This window comes from Streptomyces sp. NPDC005794 (assembly GCF_042871445.1).
GTDB lineage: Bacteria > Actinomycetota > Actinomycetes > Streptomycetales > Streptomycetaceae > Streptomyces.
Genome location: NZ_JBIAIN010000015.1, coordinates 23075 through 38122, shown reverse-complemented (window position 1 = coordinate 38122; position 15048 = coordinate 23075). Strand labels below are relative to the sequence as shown.

Sequence of the window (15048 nt, the reverse complement as noted above, 5' to 3'; positions counted from 1 at the left end):
CCGGCAGGGGCGGCGGCCAACCGCCCCTGCCGACCAGGTCCGACACCAGTGCGCCAATGTTCCGCCCACCGGAACCGTCGGCGGCAGCGCACCAGATGGGCTGGTGCCGCGTCAGGCAACGTTTGCTGGGCGACGAGAGCACCCTTGTCATCAACCCCGGCGCCAGCGAGGACACCGTCTACGGGTTCGCCCGTTCGGGCAGGGCCAACATTCGTGTGAGGATCGAGGGCGACACGACAGATGCCCCCTCAGGTGCGCAAGCCACGGTCACCGCAACGCTGAAGCGTCTTCAGCAGCTGCAGGACAACAAGGCCGCCACCGTGACAGCTCCTGACGAGCAGTTCACCTCCACGAACTAGTGCCGCATCAGGCAACGTTCGCCTCTTCGGGCGTCGACTGGCAGTCGGCCAGACGCCCGCATCCAGTTGTAGGAACGGAACTGCGTCGGCCAGTACTCACGTAGGGTGCCTGGGTGTTCAATCGGCTTGAGGTCAGCGTGTTGCCACCGGGACCCCGATGGGCTGCCCAGTTGTCTTTCCGGATCGATGGCGAGGAAGTGGTGGCTGCGGCGATCGGAGAGGGAGGCCGCGGCCCGTTTGTCGAGGAGGCGTTGCCTGCCCAGGGTCAGGGGCCACTCTGGGCGATCGGCGAGGGACGTCGTGCAGTACTGGGTGAGCCCGAGTGCACGGGCGGATGCTGTGGCTATTTGTCTGTGTTCGTGCAGCGTCACGGTGGGATCGTGGGGTGGTCCGACTGGCAGGTACCCGTTGACGCCGCGCACCCTCCGGTTTTTCACTTCGACGCCGATCAGTACGACGCCGAACTAACCCGCGCGCTGACCAAGTTTGCCTCGTAGCAGTCCGCCGCGTGGGTGGTTCCCTGCGCGGCGGGCCGGGCCAGAATGATCACGTGGCTGGACGTGTACAGGTCCGTGAGATCGATGACGACGAGGGCAGGCGGCTGATGCGGATCATCCGCAGGGGCACCGGGTCGGGACGACCAACGCCTACGGACCGTCGTCGACAGGGCGAACGTGGATGCGGCACTACGGACCGGGCAGCGGTCCCTCTCGGAAATCCCTCGGAGATGGCCGGCGGCGAAGGACCGACCGGCCACCGACGAGGGCCGGGATTGCTGAAGCTACGAGGGTGTGGCGCGCAGGAACCCGGTTCGGGTGTCCCGGTAGTCCATGTGACCGGTCTCCCACGCATGTCGGACGCGCCACCGGAATCGCTCGGCGGAGTCCAGCTCCTTGGACGCTTCACACGCGGCGTGGCACGTCATGCACTCCACCTCGAAAATCGGCGGTGGGCCGGAAACGCCAACGTGAAGCGCCCCATTGCCCGTTTGGGCGCCGCCAGGGGAAGCCGCCTGCCGGAACACCCATAGATGCTTGAAGACGGGCACCCGCATCCGACCTCCGGAAACGAAGTTCAGCACCACGACAGCACCGCCGGTCGCGAACCGTTCCAAGCGTGAACCGTGCACCTCGAGCCACCGCCCCCGTACGTCGATACCGTCACCGCGCCGAACCAGGACCGCGCACATCCGGAGCTCACCCATGGCGCACCTCAGTGCCTGCGGCAGGAGGCAGCGCCAATTCGGCCCATGCGACCTTCCCAGGGCCGGCCCGATCGCCGTATCCCCAGCTGTCGGCCACAGCAGCCACGATGAAGAGCCCCCTGCCGCCGTCGGCCTCCAGATCCGGCGCGCGCTTCCGTGGTGGGACTGGCGACGCGTCATGCACCTCGATACGCAGGCCGTCGTCCACCAGGAGGAAGCGCGTTTCGATCTCCCGGCCCCGTGGAACACGCGCATGCCGCCCGGCGTTGGTCAGCAGCTCCGAGAGAACGAGAGCCGCCGCGTCGTTCAGTGGCGCGAGGCCCCACCTCCGCAGGGTCGTAAGGAGTTCGGCACGCGCCACCCCGACACAGCGAGGGTCATGGCTCCAGCGCCGCACCACCTCGGCCCCCTTTACGTCGCCCATCAGCGCACCACCATGCCGCGGGCCGGGCGCGGGCCGGAGCCGATGGCGCGCGGCACCGGCTGGACCGCATGGCGCCACTCCCGGCGCGTACGGTTCTCGGCACGCTCTCACCGCTCGTACGCCGCCTGGGAGTACGGGCCGTCAGCGCGGCGGGGTACGAGCTCGGCCGGCAGCGCACAGCGGCACACCAGCAGGTGACGCGAGACGGCGGGGGCCGGGCGTGGAGCCCGGATCGAGCTCCGAACGGGTCCGCAACCTGCGGTTGAACGCCGCAAGGCCGGATGGAAGAGACGGGCGATAAGCTTCAGCACGTCGACGCTCCTTCAAAGCGTTGGCCATGCCCCCGGACCTGCAGCGGTCGCGGGGGTTTCGCTGTCCTGCTCACGATCACGCACTGAACAAAACTCCGCACAGTGCGTCACGGCGGCCACGTTAAGCGCATCCCCTCCACTATCGCAACTAGCTCTCTCGCAAATTTGCGACCCCTCGCACACCCGTGCGACGCTGGCTCCGGCTCCGCTCAAGACGGCACACTGGGACGGACATTGAGAGAGGAGCGACATGCCCGCTGGTGGGAGGCCCACCGTTCGAAGCCGAAGGCTTGGGGCGGCGCTGAGGCGATACCGCGAGGCGGCAGGCTTGGATCAAGCCGCTGCTGCCGAGGCAATCATGAAGTCGGTCAGCAAGGTGAGCCGCCTCGAGGGCGGGATGGTGTCAGCTTCAGCCCTGGAGGTCCGGACACTCATGGACCGGTACGGGGTACGGGACGCAGACGAACGCACCAGGCTGGAGACTTGGGCGCGCGCGAGCAACGAGCGCGGCTGGTGGCTCGACTACCAGGACACGGTCCGACCGGACTATGCAGACCACATCACGCTCGAAAATGACTCGACTTACATTCGCTCCTGGGAGCCTGCCCTCATTCCGGGGCTCTTGCAGACCGCAGAGTACGCAGAGGCAGTTATTTCGTCCGGACCGACCTTCATTTCCCCCGAAAGAATTGGTCAACTCGTCGAGGTTCGCCAGGAGCGACAGAAACGGATTGCGCAGGGTGGCACGCATTTCACTGCCATCATCTGGGAACCGGCTATCACATCCCTGGTGCACACCCCCGACCTCTGCGGGGCCCAGTGGGAGAGGCTCCTCGACACAGGTCAGAGGCAAAACGTCACCGTACAAATACTGCCCGAGTCAGCGAGTAAAGCAGCAGGAATGTCTGGTGCGTTCGTCGCCTTTTCGTTCGGGGTAGAGCCGAACGTCGAGGCGGTAACTGTACGAAATGTTACCAACACGACCGTGGTGGAGTCAGCGGAAGACCTTGCCGTTTATGTCAATGTCTTTGATCAGCTACGCTCGGCGGCTATTTCCCCAGAGGAAACCGCCAAGCGCATTGAGAAGCTTCTCGGCAGCCGACCGCAGGAAGAGAAGGAAGAGAAATCGTGATACCTGAGATTGTCGGCCTGTTCCAAAAATCTTCGTACTCGGATCAGCAGGGCGACTGCGTGGAAGTAGCCCACACCGCCAACGGCGGCCGCGCCGTCCGGGACAGCAAAGATCCCTCCTACGGTGCACAGTTCCACGCCCCGGGCGCCTGGGGCGCGTTCCTGGGAGCAGTCAAGGACGGACGCCTGCTTGAAGAGTAGGCACCGGAGCGCCTGACCGTCTCCTCTCCAAAGGCTCAGCCATGGCCCTGCCCGTCGCCCGAAACCGCTTTGCGGAAGCCCGTGTTGACGGCCGGCTGACCGCCGTCCACCCGCAGGGTCGTGCAGGGTCAACGATCGGCCGATCTTGCACAACACATGTTGTACTCGGTCAGCCTCTCCTCAATCGGCTGCTGAGCTGCACGATTCGAGGCTCTCGCAATGCTCAGAATGCACCCCCCTGCAGAAGCAAGGATCACGAGGACGGCCGCGCCCTCGTCGGCGAGCCTGCGGGCCGTGGCGGCGCCGATACCCCGGCCCCCGCACCGGTGAGGGGCGCGGCGTACCCGTGGAAGCGTGGAGGAGTCACAGCGCCGGCCGTACGGCCCGGACCAGGGCCTGGGCGCGGGGATCGGCGGTGACTCCCTTCTGCAGACCGTTCGTCACATAGCCGAGCGCGATGCCCGCTTCGGGGTCGGCGAAGCCCAGCGAACCCCCGCGCCCGGGGTGCCCGAACGACCCGGGGCCGAGCAGCGGCGCGGCCGGGCCGTGCAGCATGTAGCCGAGGCCGAAACGGGTGTTGACGACCAGCACCCGGTCCGGGCCCGCGGACTCCTCGGTGCGGGCCAGGGTGAGGGTGGCGGGGGCGAACAGGCGGTGGCCGTCGACCTCGCCGATCATCGCGGCGTAGCAGCGGGCGAGCCCGCGTGCGGTGGCGACGCCGTTGGACGCGGGGAGTTCGGCGGCGCGGTAGGCCGGGGCGTTCTCGTCGGGGAAGGGGTCGATCGCCCCGAAGGCCCGGCGGGTGAGGGAGGCCGGGTCGTTGTAGGCATCGACGACGGAACGCTTGGGGCGCGTGCGCAGGGCGCCGCTGTTCTCGGCCGCCGGGGGTTCGACGGGGCCGATCCGCCCGATCCGGTGCGCCTCGTCGGCCGGGAGCCCGAACCAGAAGTCCAGGCCGAGAGGCCGGGCGATCTCCTCGGCGATCCAGCGGCCGATGGTCCGCCCGGTGACCCTGCGCACCAGTTCGCCGACGAGCCAGCTGTAGGTCTGGGCGTGGTACCCGTGGTCGGTTCCGGGGTCCCACTGGGGCCGTTGGGCGGCGACGGCCCTCGGCCCCGACACCCCGTCGGCGGCCTCCTCAGGCGTCAGCGTCGTGTCGAGCGCTGCCAGCCCGGCACGGTGGGCGAGGAGATGGCGCACGAGGACGCGTTCCTTGCCGTTCGCCTTGAACTCCGGCCAGTACGTGCCGACGGGGGCGTCGAGGTCCACCTGTCCGCGCTGGTGCAGCAGCAGCGGTACGGCGGCGGCGATGCCCTTCCCCGCCGAGCGGACGATCTGCACGGTGTCCACGGCCCAGGGTTCGGTGCCGTCGACATCGCGCGTACCGGCCCACAGGTCCACGACCTTCCGGCCGTGGCGGTAGAGGGTCACGGCCGCTCCCCGCTCCCCGCGCTGTTCGAAGTTACGGACGAAAGCGTCCCGTACCGCCTCGAATCCCGGTGTCACCGTGCCCCGTACATCCACGCCTGCTCCCGCGCTCCCGCTCATCCCCCCATGGTGCATCGCGCCACAGGTGGAACGGGTGCCGGGTCACCTCCTGTTCACGGACGCGGTACGGACACGGAACGCGGGTCGAAGCCGAAGGGCAGCTCCAGCCGGTGCCTGCGCATGAGCGCGTCATCGCAGAGCAGGTCCTGTGTACGGTCGTCGGCGGCGATCACCCCGTCGCTGAGGATGACGGCTCGGGGGCAGAGTTCGAGGGCGTACGGCAGGTCATGGGTGACCATCAGCACGGTGACGTCCAGGGAGCGCAGGATGTCGGCGAGTTCACGGCGGGAGGCCGGGTCCAGGTTGGAGGAGGGTTCGTCCAGGACGAGGATCTCCGGCTCCATGGCGAGGACGGTGGCGACGGCGACCCGGCGGCGCTGGCCGAAGGAGAGGTGGTGCGGGGGCCGCGCCGCGTACTCCTCCATACCGACCTGCTTGAGCGCGTCCATGACCCGCTCCTCCAGCTCCGGGCCGCGCATCCCGGCCGCGGCCGGACCGAAGGCGACGTCCTCACGGACGGTCGGCATGAACAGCTGGTCGTCGGGGTCCTGGAAGACGATGCCGACGCGGCGGCGGATCTCCGCGAGGTGGCGTTTCTCGACGGGCAGCCCGGCGACCCGGACGGTGCCCGCTCCCGCGTCGAGGATGCCGTTGAGGTGGAGGACGAGGGTGGTCTTGCCCGCGCCGTTGGGACCGAGGAGCGCCACGCGTTCCCCCCGGGCCACGGTCAGGTCGACGCCGAAGAGGGCCTGGTGGCCGTCGGGGTAGGCGTAGGCGAGGCCGCTGACCTCGAGGGACGGCGCGGAGGCGGTGGGCAGGCTCATACGGTCCATCCCAGCAGACAGACGACGAGGGCGAGCACGGGGAGTGCCGCGGCGTGCGCCCACTGGGTGCGGGAGGCGGTCACGTCGTCGATCACCGGCAGGGTGCCGGTGTAGCCGCGGCTGACCATCGCGAGGTGGACGCGTTCGCCGCGCTCGTAGGACCGGATGAAGAGGGCTCCGGCCGTCTTGGCGAGGGCGCCCCAGTGCCGTACGCCGCGGGCCTCGAAGCCGCGGGAGCGGCGGGCGATCGACATCCGGCGCAGTTCGTCGGTGATGACGTCGCCGTAGCGGATCATGAAGGACGCGATCTGGACGAGCATCGGGGGCAGCCTGAGCCGCTGGAGCCCGAGCAGCAGGGAGCGCAGCTCGGTGGTCGAGGCCAGGATCACCGAGGCGGCGACGCCGAGGGTGCCTTTCGCGAGTACGTTCCAGGCGCCCCAGAGGCCGGGGACGCTGACGGAGAAGCCGAGCAGCTCGGTCTGCTCGCCGGGCACGACGAACGGCATGAGCAGCGCGAACGCGACGAACGGCACCTCGATGGCCAGCCGCTTCAGCAGGAACCCCGCGGAGATCCCGGCGATCGCGGCGACGGCGGCGAGCAGACCCGCGTACAGCGCGAAGGCCCAGACGGCCTCGCGTGGGGTGGAGACGACAGCCACGACGAAGCAGAGGACGGCGGCGAGCTTGCAGTGCGGGGGCAGGGCGTGGACGGGCGAGTGCCCGTGCCGGTAGAGCTTGTGGGCGTGGCCGGCGCCCATCAGACGGACTCGGTGGTACGGGAGTCGGCTGCCTCCGGCGTGCGGCGCCGGCGTACGGCCCAGAACACGCCGCTGCCCACGACGACGGTGGCGCCGACGCCGATCACTCCGGCGAGGCCTCCGGAGACGCGGGCGTTGCTGACGTCCTTGACTCCGTAGTCGGCGAGCGGGGAATCGGCCGCGCCGTGTTCCTCGGCCTTCTCGTCGATGCCCTTGTCGGCGGCGACCTTCTCCAGGCCGTCGGGGCTGGCGGAGGCGTAGAAGGAGACGAAGCCCGCGAGAAGGAGCGCGGCGGCCAGGCCGGCGGCCCAGACCTTGCGTGTGGAGCGGGCGGCGGCGGGTTCGTGCGCGGCGGCCGGGGCGGCCGGTACGTCGATGAGGTCGCCGTCGACACGGAGCTTGAGCGGGGCGGCGAGCGACCGGGCGCCGTGCACCAGGTCGGGGCGCACCGCGATCACGGCGCCGACGGTCAGCGCGGTGATGGCCGCCTCCCCGACGCCGATCAGGACGTGGACGCCGACCATCGCGGTGAGGACCTTGCCGATGGGTACGTCGGTGGTCCCGCCGATCGCGTAGATCAGGGTGAACGCGACGGCGGCGGCCGGTACGGAGACCAGCGCGGCCACGAAGGCCGAGACGGTCGTCGAGCGGCGGGTGCGGGGCAGCACCCGGGTCAGCCCGCGGAAGACCGCGTAGGCGACGACGGTGGTGACGACGCCCATCACCGTGATGTTCACGCCGAGCGCGGTGAGACCTCCGTCGGCGAAGAGGACGCCCTGCATCAGGAGGACGACCGCTATGCAGAGCAGCCCGGTGTACGGCCCGACCAGGATCGCCGCGAGCGCCCCGCCCAGGAGGTGGCCGCTGGTGCCCGCCGCGACCGGGAAGTTCAGCATCTGCACGGCGAAGATGAACGCGGCGACGAGTCCGGCCAGTGGAGCCGTCCGCTCTCCCCCGAGTTCACGCCGGGCGCCGCGGAGACCCACGGCGACCGCACCGGCGGCGACGACACCTGCGACGGCGGAGACAGGTGCGTCGATGAAACCGTCGGGTACATGCATGGAGTGGCTCCGCTTCGGGCGTTACTGCTGGCGGGGTCGGGAAACGCTCCATGATAGGGCCCTGTTGCACATAGCTCGCAAGAGCATAGAGATGACAGCTAACCCATGCCCGACATGCCCAAACGGGAATATATGGGACATTAGGGGGAGAGATCTTTACACAGGAGGAGCCGGCCATGTCCCTCGCGATCCAAGAACACCTACGTGCCCGGCTCATCACGGACGGCCCTGACTCCCGGCTGGTCCCCGTCGAGCTGCGCTGCGACCCCGCGGAACCGGGCACCGTACGGGTCCGGCTCCCCGGAGGTGTCGAGTGGGTCTTCGCCCTCGACCTCCTGGAACGCGGGCTGCGCTCCCCCGTCACCCACGGCGACGTACGCATGTGGCCGTGCGGCCGGGCCCAGCTGGTCCTGGAGCTGCACGCGACGGACGGTGTCGCCGTCTTCCAGTTCGACAACGCGCCCCTCATCCGCCTCCTGTCGCGGACCCGCGCGAGGGCGGCGGAGCGCCCGCCGGCCGCCCCGGCCACCGCAGGCAGCGCCTGAACGGAGCGGAGAGCCCTCGTGCCGCGTGCACGAGGGCTCTCCGCCGCCCCGGCCCCCGTCCCCACAGGTGACCGGCGCTCCGGAGCCGCGCTCCGCTCAGGCGCGGGCCCCGGGGTCAGGGGGTGTCATACGCGGGCCGGCTCCCGCTCCCCGCCGTCGGCAGCCGGGTCGTCGACGAGGTTCTTGCGCAGTCCCTCGCCCTCGACGTCCACGTCGGGCAGGACACGGTCGAGCCCGCGCGGCAGCCACCAGGCGCGCTTGCCGAGCAGGGCGAGCACCGCCGGCACGATGGCCATCCGCACCACGAAGGCGTCGAAGAAGACGGCGATGGCCAGGGAGAAGCCGATCATCTTGATCATCGACTCGCTGGAGCCGATGAAACCGGCGAAGACGGCCATCATGATCACCGCGGCTGCGGTGACCACCCGGGCCCCGTGCCGGAAGCCGGTGACGATCGCCTGGCCGGGCGTCTCGCCGTGGACGTACGCCTCACGCATCCGGGTGACCAGGAAGACCTCGTAGTCCATCGCGAGACCGAAGACCACACCGACCATGAAGATCGGCATCATGCTCATGATCGGACCGGTCTGCTCGACCCCGAAGAGCGAGGCGAGCCAGCCCCACTGGAAGACCGCGACGACCGCGCCCAGGGCCGCGACGACCGAGAGCAGGAAGCCGAGGGCCGCCTTCAGCGGCACCAGCAGCGAGCGGAAGACCACCATCAGGAGCAGGAAGGCCAGCCCGACGACGAGCGTCAGATAGGGCAGCAGCGCGTCGTTCATCTTCTCCGAGAAGTCGATGTTCATCGCTGTGGCACCGGTGACCAGCACCTCCGCGCCGGTGTCACCCTTGACGTCCGCGCCCGCGTCACGGATGGCGTGGACGACGTTCTCCGTGGTCGTGGAGCTCGGCCGGTCCTGGGGGACGACCGTGATGGTCGCGGCGTCGCCGGTCTTGTTGAAGGCGGCCGGGGTGACGGCGGCGACGTGGTCGATGCCCTCGATCTCCTGGGAGACCCGGTCGACCGCGGTCCTGCCGTCCGTGCTGTTCTTCGTGTCCACGACGACCAGCAGCGGGCCGTTGAATCCGGGGCCGAAGCCGTCGGACAGCAGGTCGTAGGCCTGGCGCTGCGTGGTGCTCTTCGGCTGCGAACCGTCGTCCGGCAGCCCCATCTCCAGCGAGGCGGCGGGTACGGCGATGACACCGAGGCCGATGACCCCGGCCAGCAGCACCCACACCGGCTTGCGCAGCACGAACCGCGCCCAGCGGGTGCCCATGTTCGGCTTCGCCTCGGGCTCGTTCTCCGCCTCGGCGGCCTTGCGGGCCTTGCGTCCCATGATCCGCTTCCCGGCGAAGCCGAGCATCGCCGGGACGAGGGTGAGCGCGATGAGAACGGCGATCGCGACCGTGCCCGCGGCGGCGAAGCCCATCTTCGACAGCATCGGGATGTTGACGACGGCGAGACCCACCAGCGCGATGACGACGGTCAGACCGGCGAAGACCACCGCGGACCCCGCGGTGCCGACGGCCCGGCCGGCGGCTTCCTCGCGTTCCCGGCCCTCGGCCAGCTCGGCGCGGTAGCGGGAGACGATGAAGAGGGCGTAGTCGATGCCGACCGCGAGGCCGATCATCATCGCGAGCGTGGAGGTGGTGGTTCCCAGGTCGAGCACGTTCGCCAGGGCGGTGATCAGCGAGACACCGATCCCCACGCCGATGAGCGCGGTGAGCAGCGGCAGCCCCGCGGCGATCAGCGATCCGAAGGTGATGACCAGCACCACGGCGGCGACGGCGACCCCGATGACCTCGGTTACCCCGGTCTCCGGCATCACCTGGAGCGCGTCACCACCGATCTCCACGGTCATCCCACCGCTCCGCGCGGCCTCGGCCGCCTCCTCGAGCGCCTCCCGCGTCCCGTCGGTGAGCTCCATGGAGCTCACCTTGTAGGAGACGGAGATGTACGCGGTCGAGCCGTCCTTGCTGACGGCGTTCGCCGTGTACGGGTCGGCGACAGCGGCGATCTGCTCCGAGCCGGACTTCAGCTCGCCGACGATCTCCTGGATCTCGGCCTTGTCGGCCGCCGCGGTGACCTTCTCGCCTGCGGGTGCCTTGAAGACGACCCGGGCGGTCGCACCGTCGGCGCTGCCTCCGGGGAAACGTTCGTCCAGCAGGTCGAAGGCCCGCTGGGCCTCCGTGCCGGGGATCGAGAACGAGCTGGAGGTGGCGGTGGACGCGGAGGCGGCGCCGAAGCCGGCCAGCGCCAGCAGCGCCACCCAGATCAGCGCGACGTAACGGCGGCGCCTGAAGGCGATCCGCCCAAGTTTGTACAGGAATGTAGCCACGGAGAGGTTACTCCCGGTCAGGTCGTTGAGTGGAAGAGGGCATGAGGAACCAGCCCGACGACGAGAGCGGCGTGTCAGGTGGGGCGTCGGGGAGACGGGTCGTACGAAGAAAAGAAGAAAAGGGGACGTCAGAGACCGAGGGCGGGGAACACCACGGCTTCTGCGTAGTCGGTGAGGAACGCCTGGTCGACCGGCCGGTCCTCGACCAGTTCGCGAGCGCCGACGGCGCCGATCATCATGTGCGGAACATAGGAAAGCGCCGGATTGTCCGCACGCACTTCACCTCTGTCCACGGCCCGCCGGAGCAACGCACCGAGGCCGGTCATCTCCGGCTCGATCAGCAGATCCCGCAGCGCCTGGAAGAGATCGGGGTTGTCGTGGACGGCATGGCTCAGACCCCGCATCAGTGCGGAGTTCCGCTCCATCTGGCAGTCGTCGGTACGCGCCAGCACGGCGAGGAAGTCACCGCGGAGCGAACCGGTGTCGACATCGGCAAGGTGCACCGGCTTGTTGTCCCGGAGCGCCTTGACGACCAGCTCGGCCTTGCTCCCCCACTGCCGGTAGAGGGTGGCCTTGCTGGAACGGGTGCGGGCGGCAACGGCGTCCATGGTCAGGGCTTCGTAGCCGACCTCGCCGAGCAGATCGAGCACAGCGGCGTACAGCTCGCTCTCGCGTTCGGGCGTGAGCCGGCTGCGTGCCATGGGTCGACCTCCTCTTCCTTGCGCCTGCTGGATCGTACGTCAGTCGAAGATCGACTAACGGAACGAAACTGTTTCGTACACTTTGAAGGTACTCCCCCTTCCCAGCGAAACGAAACTGTTTCGCTGTGTGCTGCACCACAAGTTGCCGCGCACCCTTCGCACGGAAAGCATTGGAGGGTGAGTGACGACGTCGCGTATCTCCGTTTCCCGCACCTCCACAAGGACTTGCTCTGCTTCGCGGCGGAGGACGACCTCTGGGTCTCCCCTCTCGCCCCGGCGGGGCAGCGGCCCGGCCGGGCGTGGCGGCTGACTGTCGACCGGACCAGGGTCAGTCATCCGCGCTTCTCGCCCGACGGCAGCCGCATCGCCTACACGACCTGGCGCACGCTCGATCCCGAGATCCACCTCGCCCCCGTCGACGGCGGGCCCGCCCGCAGACTCACCTACTGGGGTTCCACCGACGCCCGGGTCTGCGGCTGGAGTCCCGACCCCGGGGACGCGTCCCAGATCCTCGCCGTCTCCTCGCACAACCAGCCGTTCTCGTACTTCTCCTGGGCGTACAGCGTCCCCACCGACGGCAGCCCCGGCGGCAAGCTCCCCTGGGGGCCCGTCTCCGACATCGCGGTCGCCGACGTCGACGGCGAACGCCGCACCCTGCTGCTCACCGGGAAGCCGCCGCACGAGCCGGCCGCCTGGAAGCGGTACCGGGGCGGGGCCACCGGCCGGCTGTGGCTGCACGGCGAGCGGCTGCTGCCGGACATCGGCGGGCACCTGGACGCGCCGATGTTCGTGGGGCGCCGGATCGCCTTCCTCTCCGACCACGAGGGCGTCGGCAATCTGTACTCCTGCCTGATGGACGGCAGCGATCTCCGCCGGCACACGGACCACGACGCCTTCTACGCCCGGCACGCCTCCAGCGACGGCAGCCGGGTGGTCTACCAGTGCGGCGGCGATCTGTGGCTGGTCGAGGACCTGGAAACGCCGGACGCGGCGCCCCGGAAGCTGGAGGTGCGGCTCGGGGGGCCACGGACGGGCCGGCGTACGCACCAGGTACCGGCGTCCAGCCATGTCGACTCGCTGTCCGTCGACGAGACGGGCCGCGCGAGCGCCGTCTCGGTGCGCGGCAGCCTGTACTGGCTCACCCACCGCGACGGCCCCGCCCGCACGATCACCGACACCCCGGGGGTACGGGTCCGGCTGCCGGAGATGCTCGGCAGCAGCGGCCAGGTCGCGTACGTCACGGACGCGGAGGGCGACGACGCGATCGAGATCGCCTCCCTCCCCCGGGCCAGCGGCGACCGCCCGCCCCGCCGGCTGGCCGCCGGGCAGCTGGGCAGGGTCCACGAGCTCACCTCCGACCCGGAGGGCGAGCGGCTGGCCATCGCGTCGAACGACGGCCGTCTGCTGCTTCTGGACACGGCGGAGGAGCAGCCCCTGGACCTGGACGGGGACTCCCCGGAGCCCGCCGGGACCGGACCCGCCGAGGCCGTCGCACCGCCGAGGACCGTCGCACCGCTGGAGGCGCTCACCGGGCCGGGGACGCCCCACGGCGGGCTCACCGAACTCATCCGCTCCGTGAACGGACCGGTCCGCGATCTGGCGTTCTCCCCGGACGGCCACTGGCTGACCTGGTCGCACCCCGGCATCGGCAGGTCGCTGCGGCAGATCAAGCTGGCCCGGATCACCGGCCCGGACGCCCCGGTGACAGTCGATGTCACCAACGGCCGTTTCGAGGACGAGAACCCCGTCTTCACGGGCGACGGCCGCTATCTCGCCTTCCTCTCCTGGCGCGGATTCGACCCGGTGTACGACGTCCACACCGGTGACCTCTCCTTCCCGCTGGGCTGCCGCCCGTATCTGGTCCCCCTCACCTCGGCCACCCCTTCCCCCTTCGCCCTGCTCCCGGACGGCAGGCCGGCGGCGGGCGGCCTGGACCCGGTGGACGTTCCCGAGGGCACAGTCGAGGGGCCCACGGTCATGGTGGAGTTCGAGGGGCTGGAGAGCAGGGTGACCCCGTTCCCGGTCTCCGCGTCGAAGTACTCGGCGCTCCGGCCGGTCAGCGGCGGCGGCCTCGTCTGGCTGCGCTGGCCGATCTCCGGCGCACTGGGCGAGACGTTCGCCAACCCCGCGGACATGTCGGGCCGTCCCACCCTGGAGCACTTCAACATCGCCAAGGCCCGCAAGACCGAACTGGTCGGCCACCTCGACTGGTTCGCGGTGAGCGGGGACGCGTCCCGGCTGGTCGTCATGGACGACGGCGAGCTGCGCGCCGTCCCGTCCAACGAGCCCGGCGACAGCGACACGACGGTCTTCCTCGACCTGCGACGCATCCTGCACGACGTCGACCCGGCGGCCGAATGGCGCCAGGCGTACGGGGAGGCGGGGCGCATCATCCGGTCCTACTTCTGGGAACCGGACATGTGCGGCATCGACTGGGCCGGTGTACTGGAGCAGTACCGCCCGCTGGTCGAACGGATCGCGTCCCCCGACGAGTTCGCGGATCTGCTGCGCGAGGTCCTCGGCGAGCTGGGCACCTCCCACGCGTACGTCTCGCCCGCCCGCCGCAACGAGGGCCCCCCGCACTACCAGCGGGCGATCGGGCTGCTGGGCGCCAACCTCGTGTGCCGGGACGGCGACTGGATGGTGCAGCGCATCCTGCCGGGCGACTCCTCCGACTCCAAGGCCCGTTCGCCGCTGGCCGGTACGGGGATCCGGGAGGGTGCCGTCCTCACCCATGTCGACGGACGCCCCGTCGACCCGGTGGCGGGGCCGTACCCGCTGCTGACGGCGGCGGGCGGCACCACCGTGGAGCTGACGTTCCGCCCCGCCGTGGGCGAGTGCGGGGGCCGGTCCCGGCGCATCGCGATCGTCCCCCTGGTCGACGAACGGCCGCTGCGCTACCAGGACTGGGTGGCCAAACGCCGTGAGGTGGTAAGGGAGTTGAGCCACGGAAAGTGCGGCTATCTGCACATCCCCGACATGGGTGGCTCCGGCTGGGCCCAGTTCAACCGCGATCTCCGGCTCGAGGTGTCGCGCCCCGCGCTGATCGTGGACGTACGGGGCAACGCGGGCGGGCACATCAGCGAGCTGGTCGTCGAGAAGCTCACCCGCACGATCCTCGGCTGGGACCTGACCCGCAACGCCCATGCGGTCTCGTACGCGTCCAACGCGCCCCGGGGGCCGGTCGTCGCCCTGGCCGACGAGGCGACGTCCTCCGACGGGGACATGATCACGGCGGCGTTCCGGCTGCTGAAGCTGGGTCCGGTGGTGGGCCAGCGCACCTGGGGCGGTGTGGTCGGCATGACCGGGCGGCACCGGCTCGGTGACGGCACGGTGATCACGGTGCCGATGAACGCCGCCTGGTTCGACACGTACGGCTGGTCCGTCGAGAACCACGGGGTCGAGCCCGACCTGGAGGCGCTGCGCACCCCGCTGGACTGGGCGGAGGGCCGCCACGCGGTACTGGACGACGCGGTGAGGGTGGCCCTGGACCTCCTGGCCGCCCACCCGGCGGCCACACCGCCCACCTACGAAACGGCCCCGAACCTACGACGGCCCCCACTCCCCCCGAGGTGACCGACGCGTCGAGCCCGCCCGGGGCCACAGCCGGATCGAGCCCCTCCGGCGATTGAGGTGCGAGGT

Annotated in this window: 13 protein-coding genes; 6 read left to right on the top strand and 7 right to left on the bottom strand. The window is 70.0% G+C overall.

Annotated features, from left to right (window positions below):
• The first annotated feature begins 56 nt into the window (after positions 1 to 56).
• Both ACFYQ5_RS23685 and ACFYQ5_RS23680 read left to right on the top strand, forming a co-directional pair.
• Positions 57 to 359 carry a hypothetical protein gene (locus ACFYQ5_RS23685; RefSeq protein ID WP_389200147.1) on the top strand — a complete coding sequence of 101 codons (303 nt, stop codon included), beginning with the start codon at positions 57 to 59 and terminating at the stop codon, positions 357 to 359.
• 113 nt (positions 360 to 472) lie between these two features.
• Positions 473 to 856, top strand: a complete 384-nt coding sequence (locus ACFYQ5_RS23680; protein ID WP_389200146.1) for a hypothetical protein — start codon at positions 473 to 475, stop codon at positions 854 to 856.
• A 699-nt stretch (positions 857 to 1555) separates the two neighbouring features.
• On the opposite strand, the gene ACFYQ5_RS23675 is transcribed toward ACFYQ5_RS23680, so the two are convergent.
• Entirely contained in the window at positions 1556 to 1987 is a 432-nt protein-coding gene (locus ACFYQ5_RS23675; RefSeq protein ID WP_389200144.1) for an ATP-binding protein, read from the bottom strand.
• Positions 1988 to 2548: 561 nt separating this feature from the next.
• On the opposite strand from ACFYQ5_RS23675, the gene ACFYQ5_RS23670 reads away from it, so the two are divergent.
• Both ACFYQ5_RS23670 and ACFYQ5_RS23665 read left to right on the top strand, forming a co-directional pair.
• Positions 2549 to 3430 (top strand): DUF5753 domain-containing protein, encoded by an 882-nt coding sequence (locus tag ACFYQ5_RS23670; protein WP_389200142.1) that lies wholly within the window; start codon positions 2549 to 2551, stop codon positions 3428 to 3430.
• The gene (locus tag ACFYQ5_RS23665; RefSeq protein ID WP_389200141.1) at positions 3427 to 3630 is read left to right on the top strand and encodes a DUF397 domain-containing protein; all 204 of its coding nucleotides are present in this window, start codon (positions 3427 to 3429) and stop codon (positions 3628 to 3630) included. Before ACFYQ5_RS23670 ends, ACFYQ5_RS23665 begins: the two co-directional genes overlap by 4 nt.
• A gap of 363 nt (positions 3631 to 3993) precedes the next feature.
• Here the strand turns inward: ACFYQ5_RS23665 and ACFYQ5_RS23660 are convergent, their stop codons facing one another.
• From ACFYQ5_RS23660 to ACFYQ5_RS23645, 4 genes are all read right to left on the bottom strand, one after another.
• Positions 3994 to 5154 carry a serine hydrolase domain-containing protein gene (locus tag ACFYQ5_RS23660; RefSeq protein WP_389200369.1) on the bottom strand — a complete coding sequence of 387 codons (1161 nt, stop codon included), beginning with the start codon at positions 5152 to 5154 and terminating at the stop codon, positions 3994 to 3996.
• 77 nt (positions 5155 to 5231) lie between these two features.
• Positions 5232 to 6002 carry an energy-coupling factor ABC transporter ATP-binding protein gene (locus ACFYQ5_RS23655; RefSeq protein ID WP_389200139.1) on the bottom strand — a complete coding sequence of 257 codons (771 nt, stop codon included), beginning with the start codon at positions 6000 to 6002 and terminating at the stop codon, positions 5232 to 5234.
• Positions 5999 to 6760 carry a cobalt ECF transporter T component CbiQ gene (gene cbiQ, locus ACFYQ5_RS23650; RefSeq protein WP_389200137.1) on the bottom strand — a complete coding sequence of 254 codons (762 nt, stop codon included), beginning with the start codon at positions 6758 to 6760 and terminating at the stop codon, positions 5999 to 6001. The genes ACFYQ5_RS23655 and cbiQ overlap by 4 nt, the downstream gene beginning before the upstream one ends.
• On the bottom strand, positions 6760 to 7821 hold the full coding sequence (locus ACFYQ5_RS23645) for an energy-coupling factor ABC transporter permease (RefSeq protein ID WP_389200136.1): 1062 nt from the start codon (positions 7819 to 7821) through the stop codon (positions 6760 to 6762). The genes cbiQ and ACFYQ5_RS23645 overlap by 1 nt, the downstream gene beginning before the upstream one ends.
• A 176-nt stretch (positions 7822 to 7997) precedes the next feature.
• On the opposite strand from ACFYQ5_RS23645, the gene ACFYQ5_RS23640 reads away from it, so the two are divergent.
• Positions 7998 to 8366: an SsgA family sporulation/cell division regulator gene (locus ACFYQ5_RS23640; protein WP_389200134.1), complete on the top strand. Its 369-nt coding sequence runs from the start codon at positions 7998 to 8000 to the stop codon at positions 8364 to 8366.
• A 125-nt stretch (positions 8367 to 8491) separates the two neighbouring features.
• Here the strand turns inward: ACFYQ5_RS23640 and ACFYQ5_RS23635 are convergent, their stop codons facing one another.
• On the bottom strand, positions 8492 to 10705 hold the full coding sequence (locus tag ACFYQ5_RS23635) for an MMPL family transporter (protein WP_389200133.1): 2214 nt from the start codon (positions 10703 to 10705) through the stop codon (positions 8492 to 8494).
• A gap of 128 nt (positions 10706 to 10833) precedes the next feature.
• Positions 10834 to 11406, bottom strand: a complete 573-nt coding sequence (locus ACFYQ5_RS23630) for a TetR/AcrR family transcriptional regulator (protein ID WP_389200131.1) — start codon at positions 11404 to 11406, stop codon at positions 10834 to 10836.
• Between the two features lie 177 nt (positions 11407 to 11583).
• Here ACFYQ5_RS23630 and ACFYQ5_RS23625 point away from each other — a divergent pair, with 177 nt between their 5' ends.
• Positions 11584 to 14982 carry a S41 family peptidase gene (locus ACFYQ5_RS23625; protein WP_389200129.1) on the top strand — a complete coding sequence of 1133 codons (3399 nt, stop codon included), beginning with the start codon at positions 11584 to 11586 and terminating at the stop codon, positions 14980 to 14982.
• Positions 14983 to 15048: the final 66 nt, after the last annotated feature.

What these genes read in the sequence shown, in the direction of transcription:
- ACFYQ5_RS23685 (WP_389200147.1), top strand. Translation starts at nt 57, where the DNA reads ATGTTCCGCCCACCGGAACCGTCGGCGGCAGCGCACCAGATGGGCTGG.
- ACFYQ5_RS23675 (WP_389200144.1), bottom strand. Translation starts at nt 1,987, where the DNA reads ATGGGCGACGTAAAGGGGGCCGAGGTGGTGCGGCGCTGGAGCCATGAC.
- ACFYQ5_RS23670 (WP_389200142.1), top strand. Translation starts at nt 2,549, where the DNA reads ATGCCCGCTGGTGGGAGGCCCACCGTTCGAAGCCGAAGGCTTGGGGCG.
- ACFYQ5_RS23655 (WP_389200139.1), bottom strand. Translation starts at nt 6,002, where the DNA reads ATGAGCCTGCCCACCGCCTCCGCGCCGTCCCTCGAGGTCAGCGGCCTC.
- cbiQ (WP_389200137.1), bottom strand. Translation starts at nt 6,760, where the DNA reads ATGGGCGCCGGCCACGCCCACAAGCTCTACCGGCACGGGCACTCGCCC.
- ACFYQ5_RS23645 (WP_389200136.1), bottom strand. Translation starts at nt 7,821, where the DNA reads ATGCATGTACCCGACGGTTTCATCGACGCACCTGTCTCCGCCGTCGCA.
- ACFYQ5_RS23640 (WP_389200134.1), top strand. Translation starts at nt 7,998, where the DNA reads ATGTCCCTCGCGATCCAAGAACACCTACGTGCCCGGCTCATCACGGAC.
- ACFYQ5_RS23630 (WP_389200131.1), bottom strand. Translation starts at nt 11,406, where the DNA reads ATGGCACGCAGCCGGCTCACGCCCGAACGCGAGAGCGAGCTGTACGCC.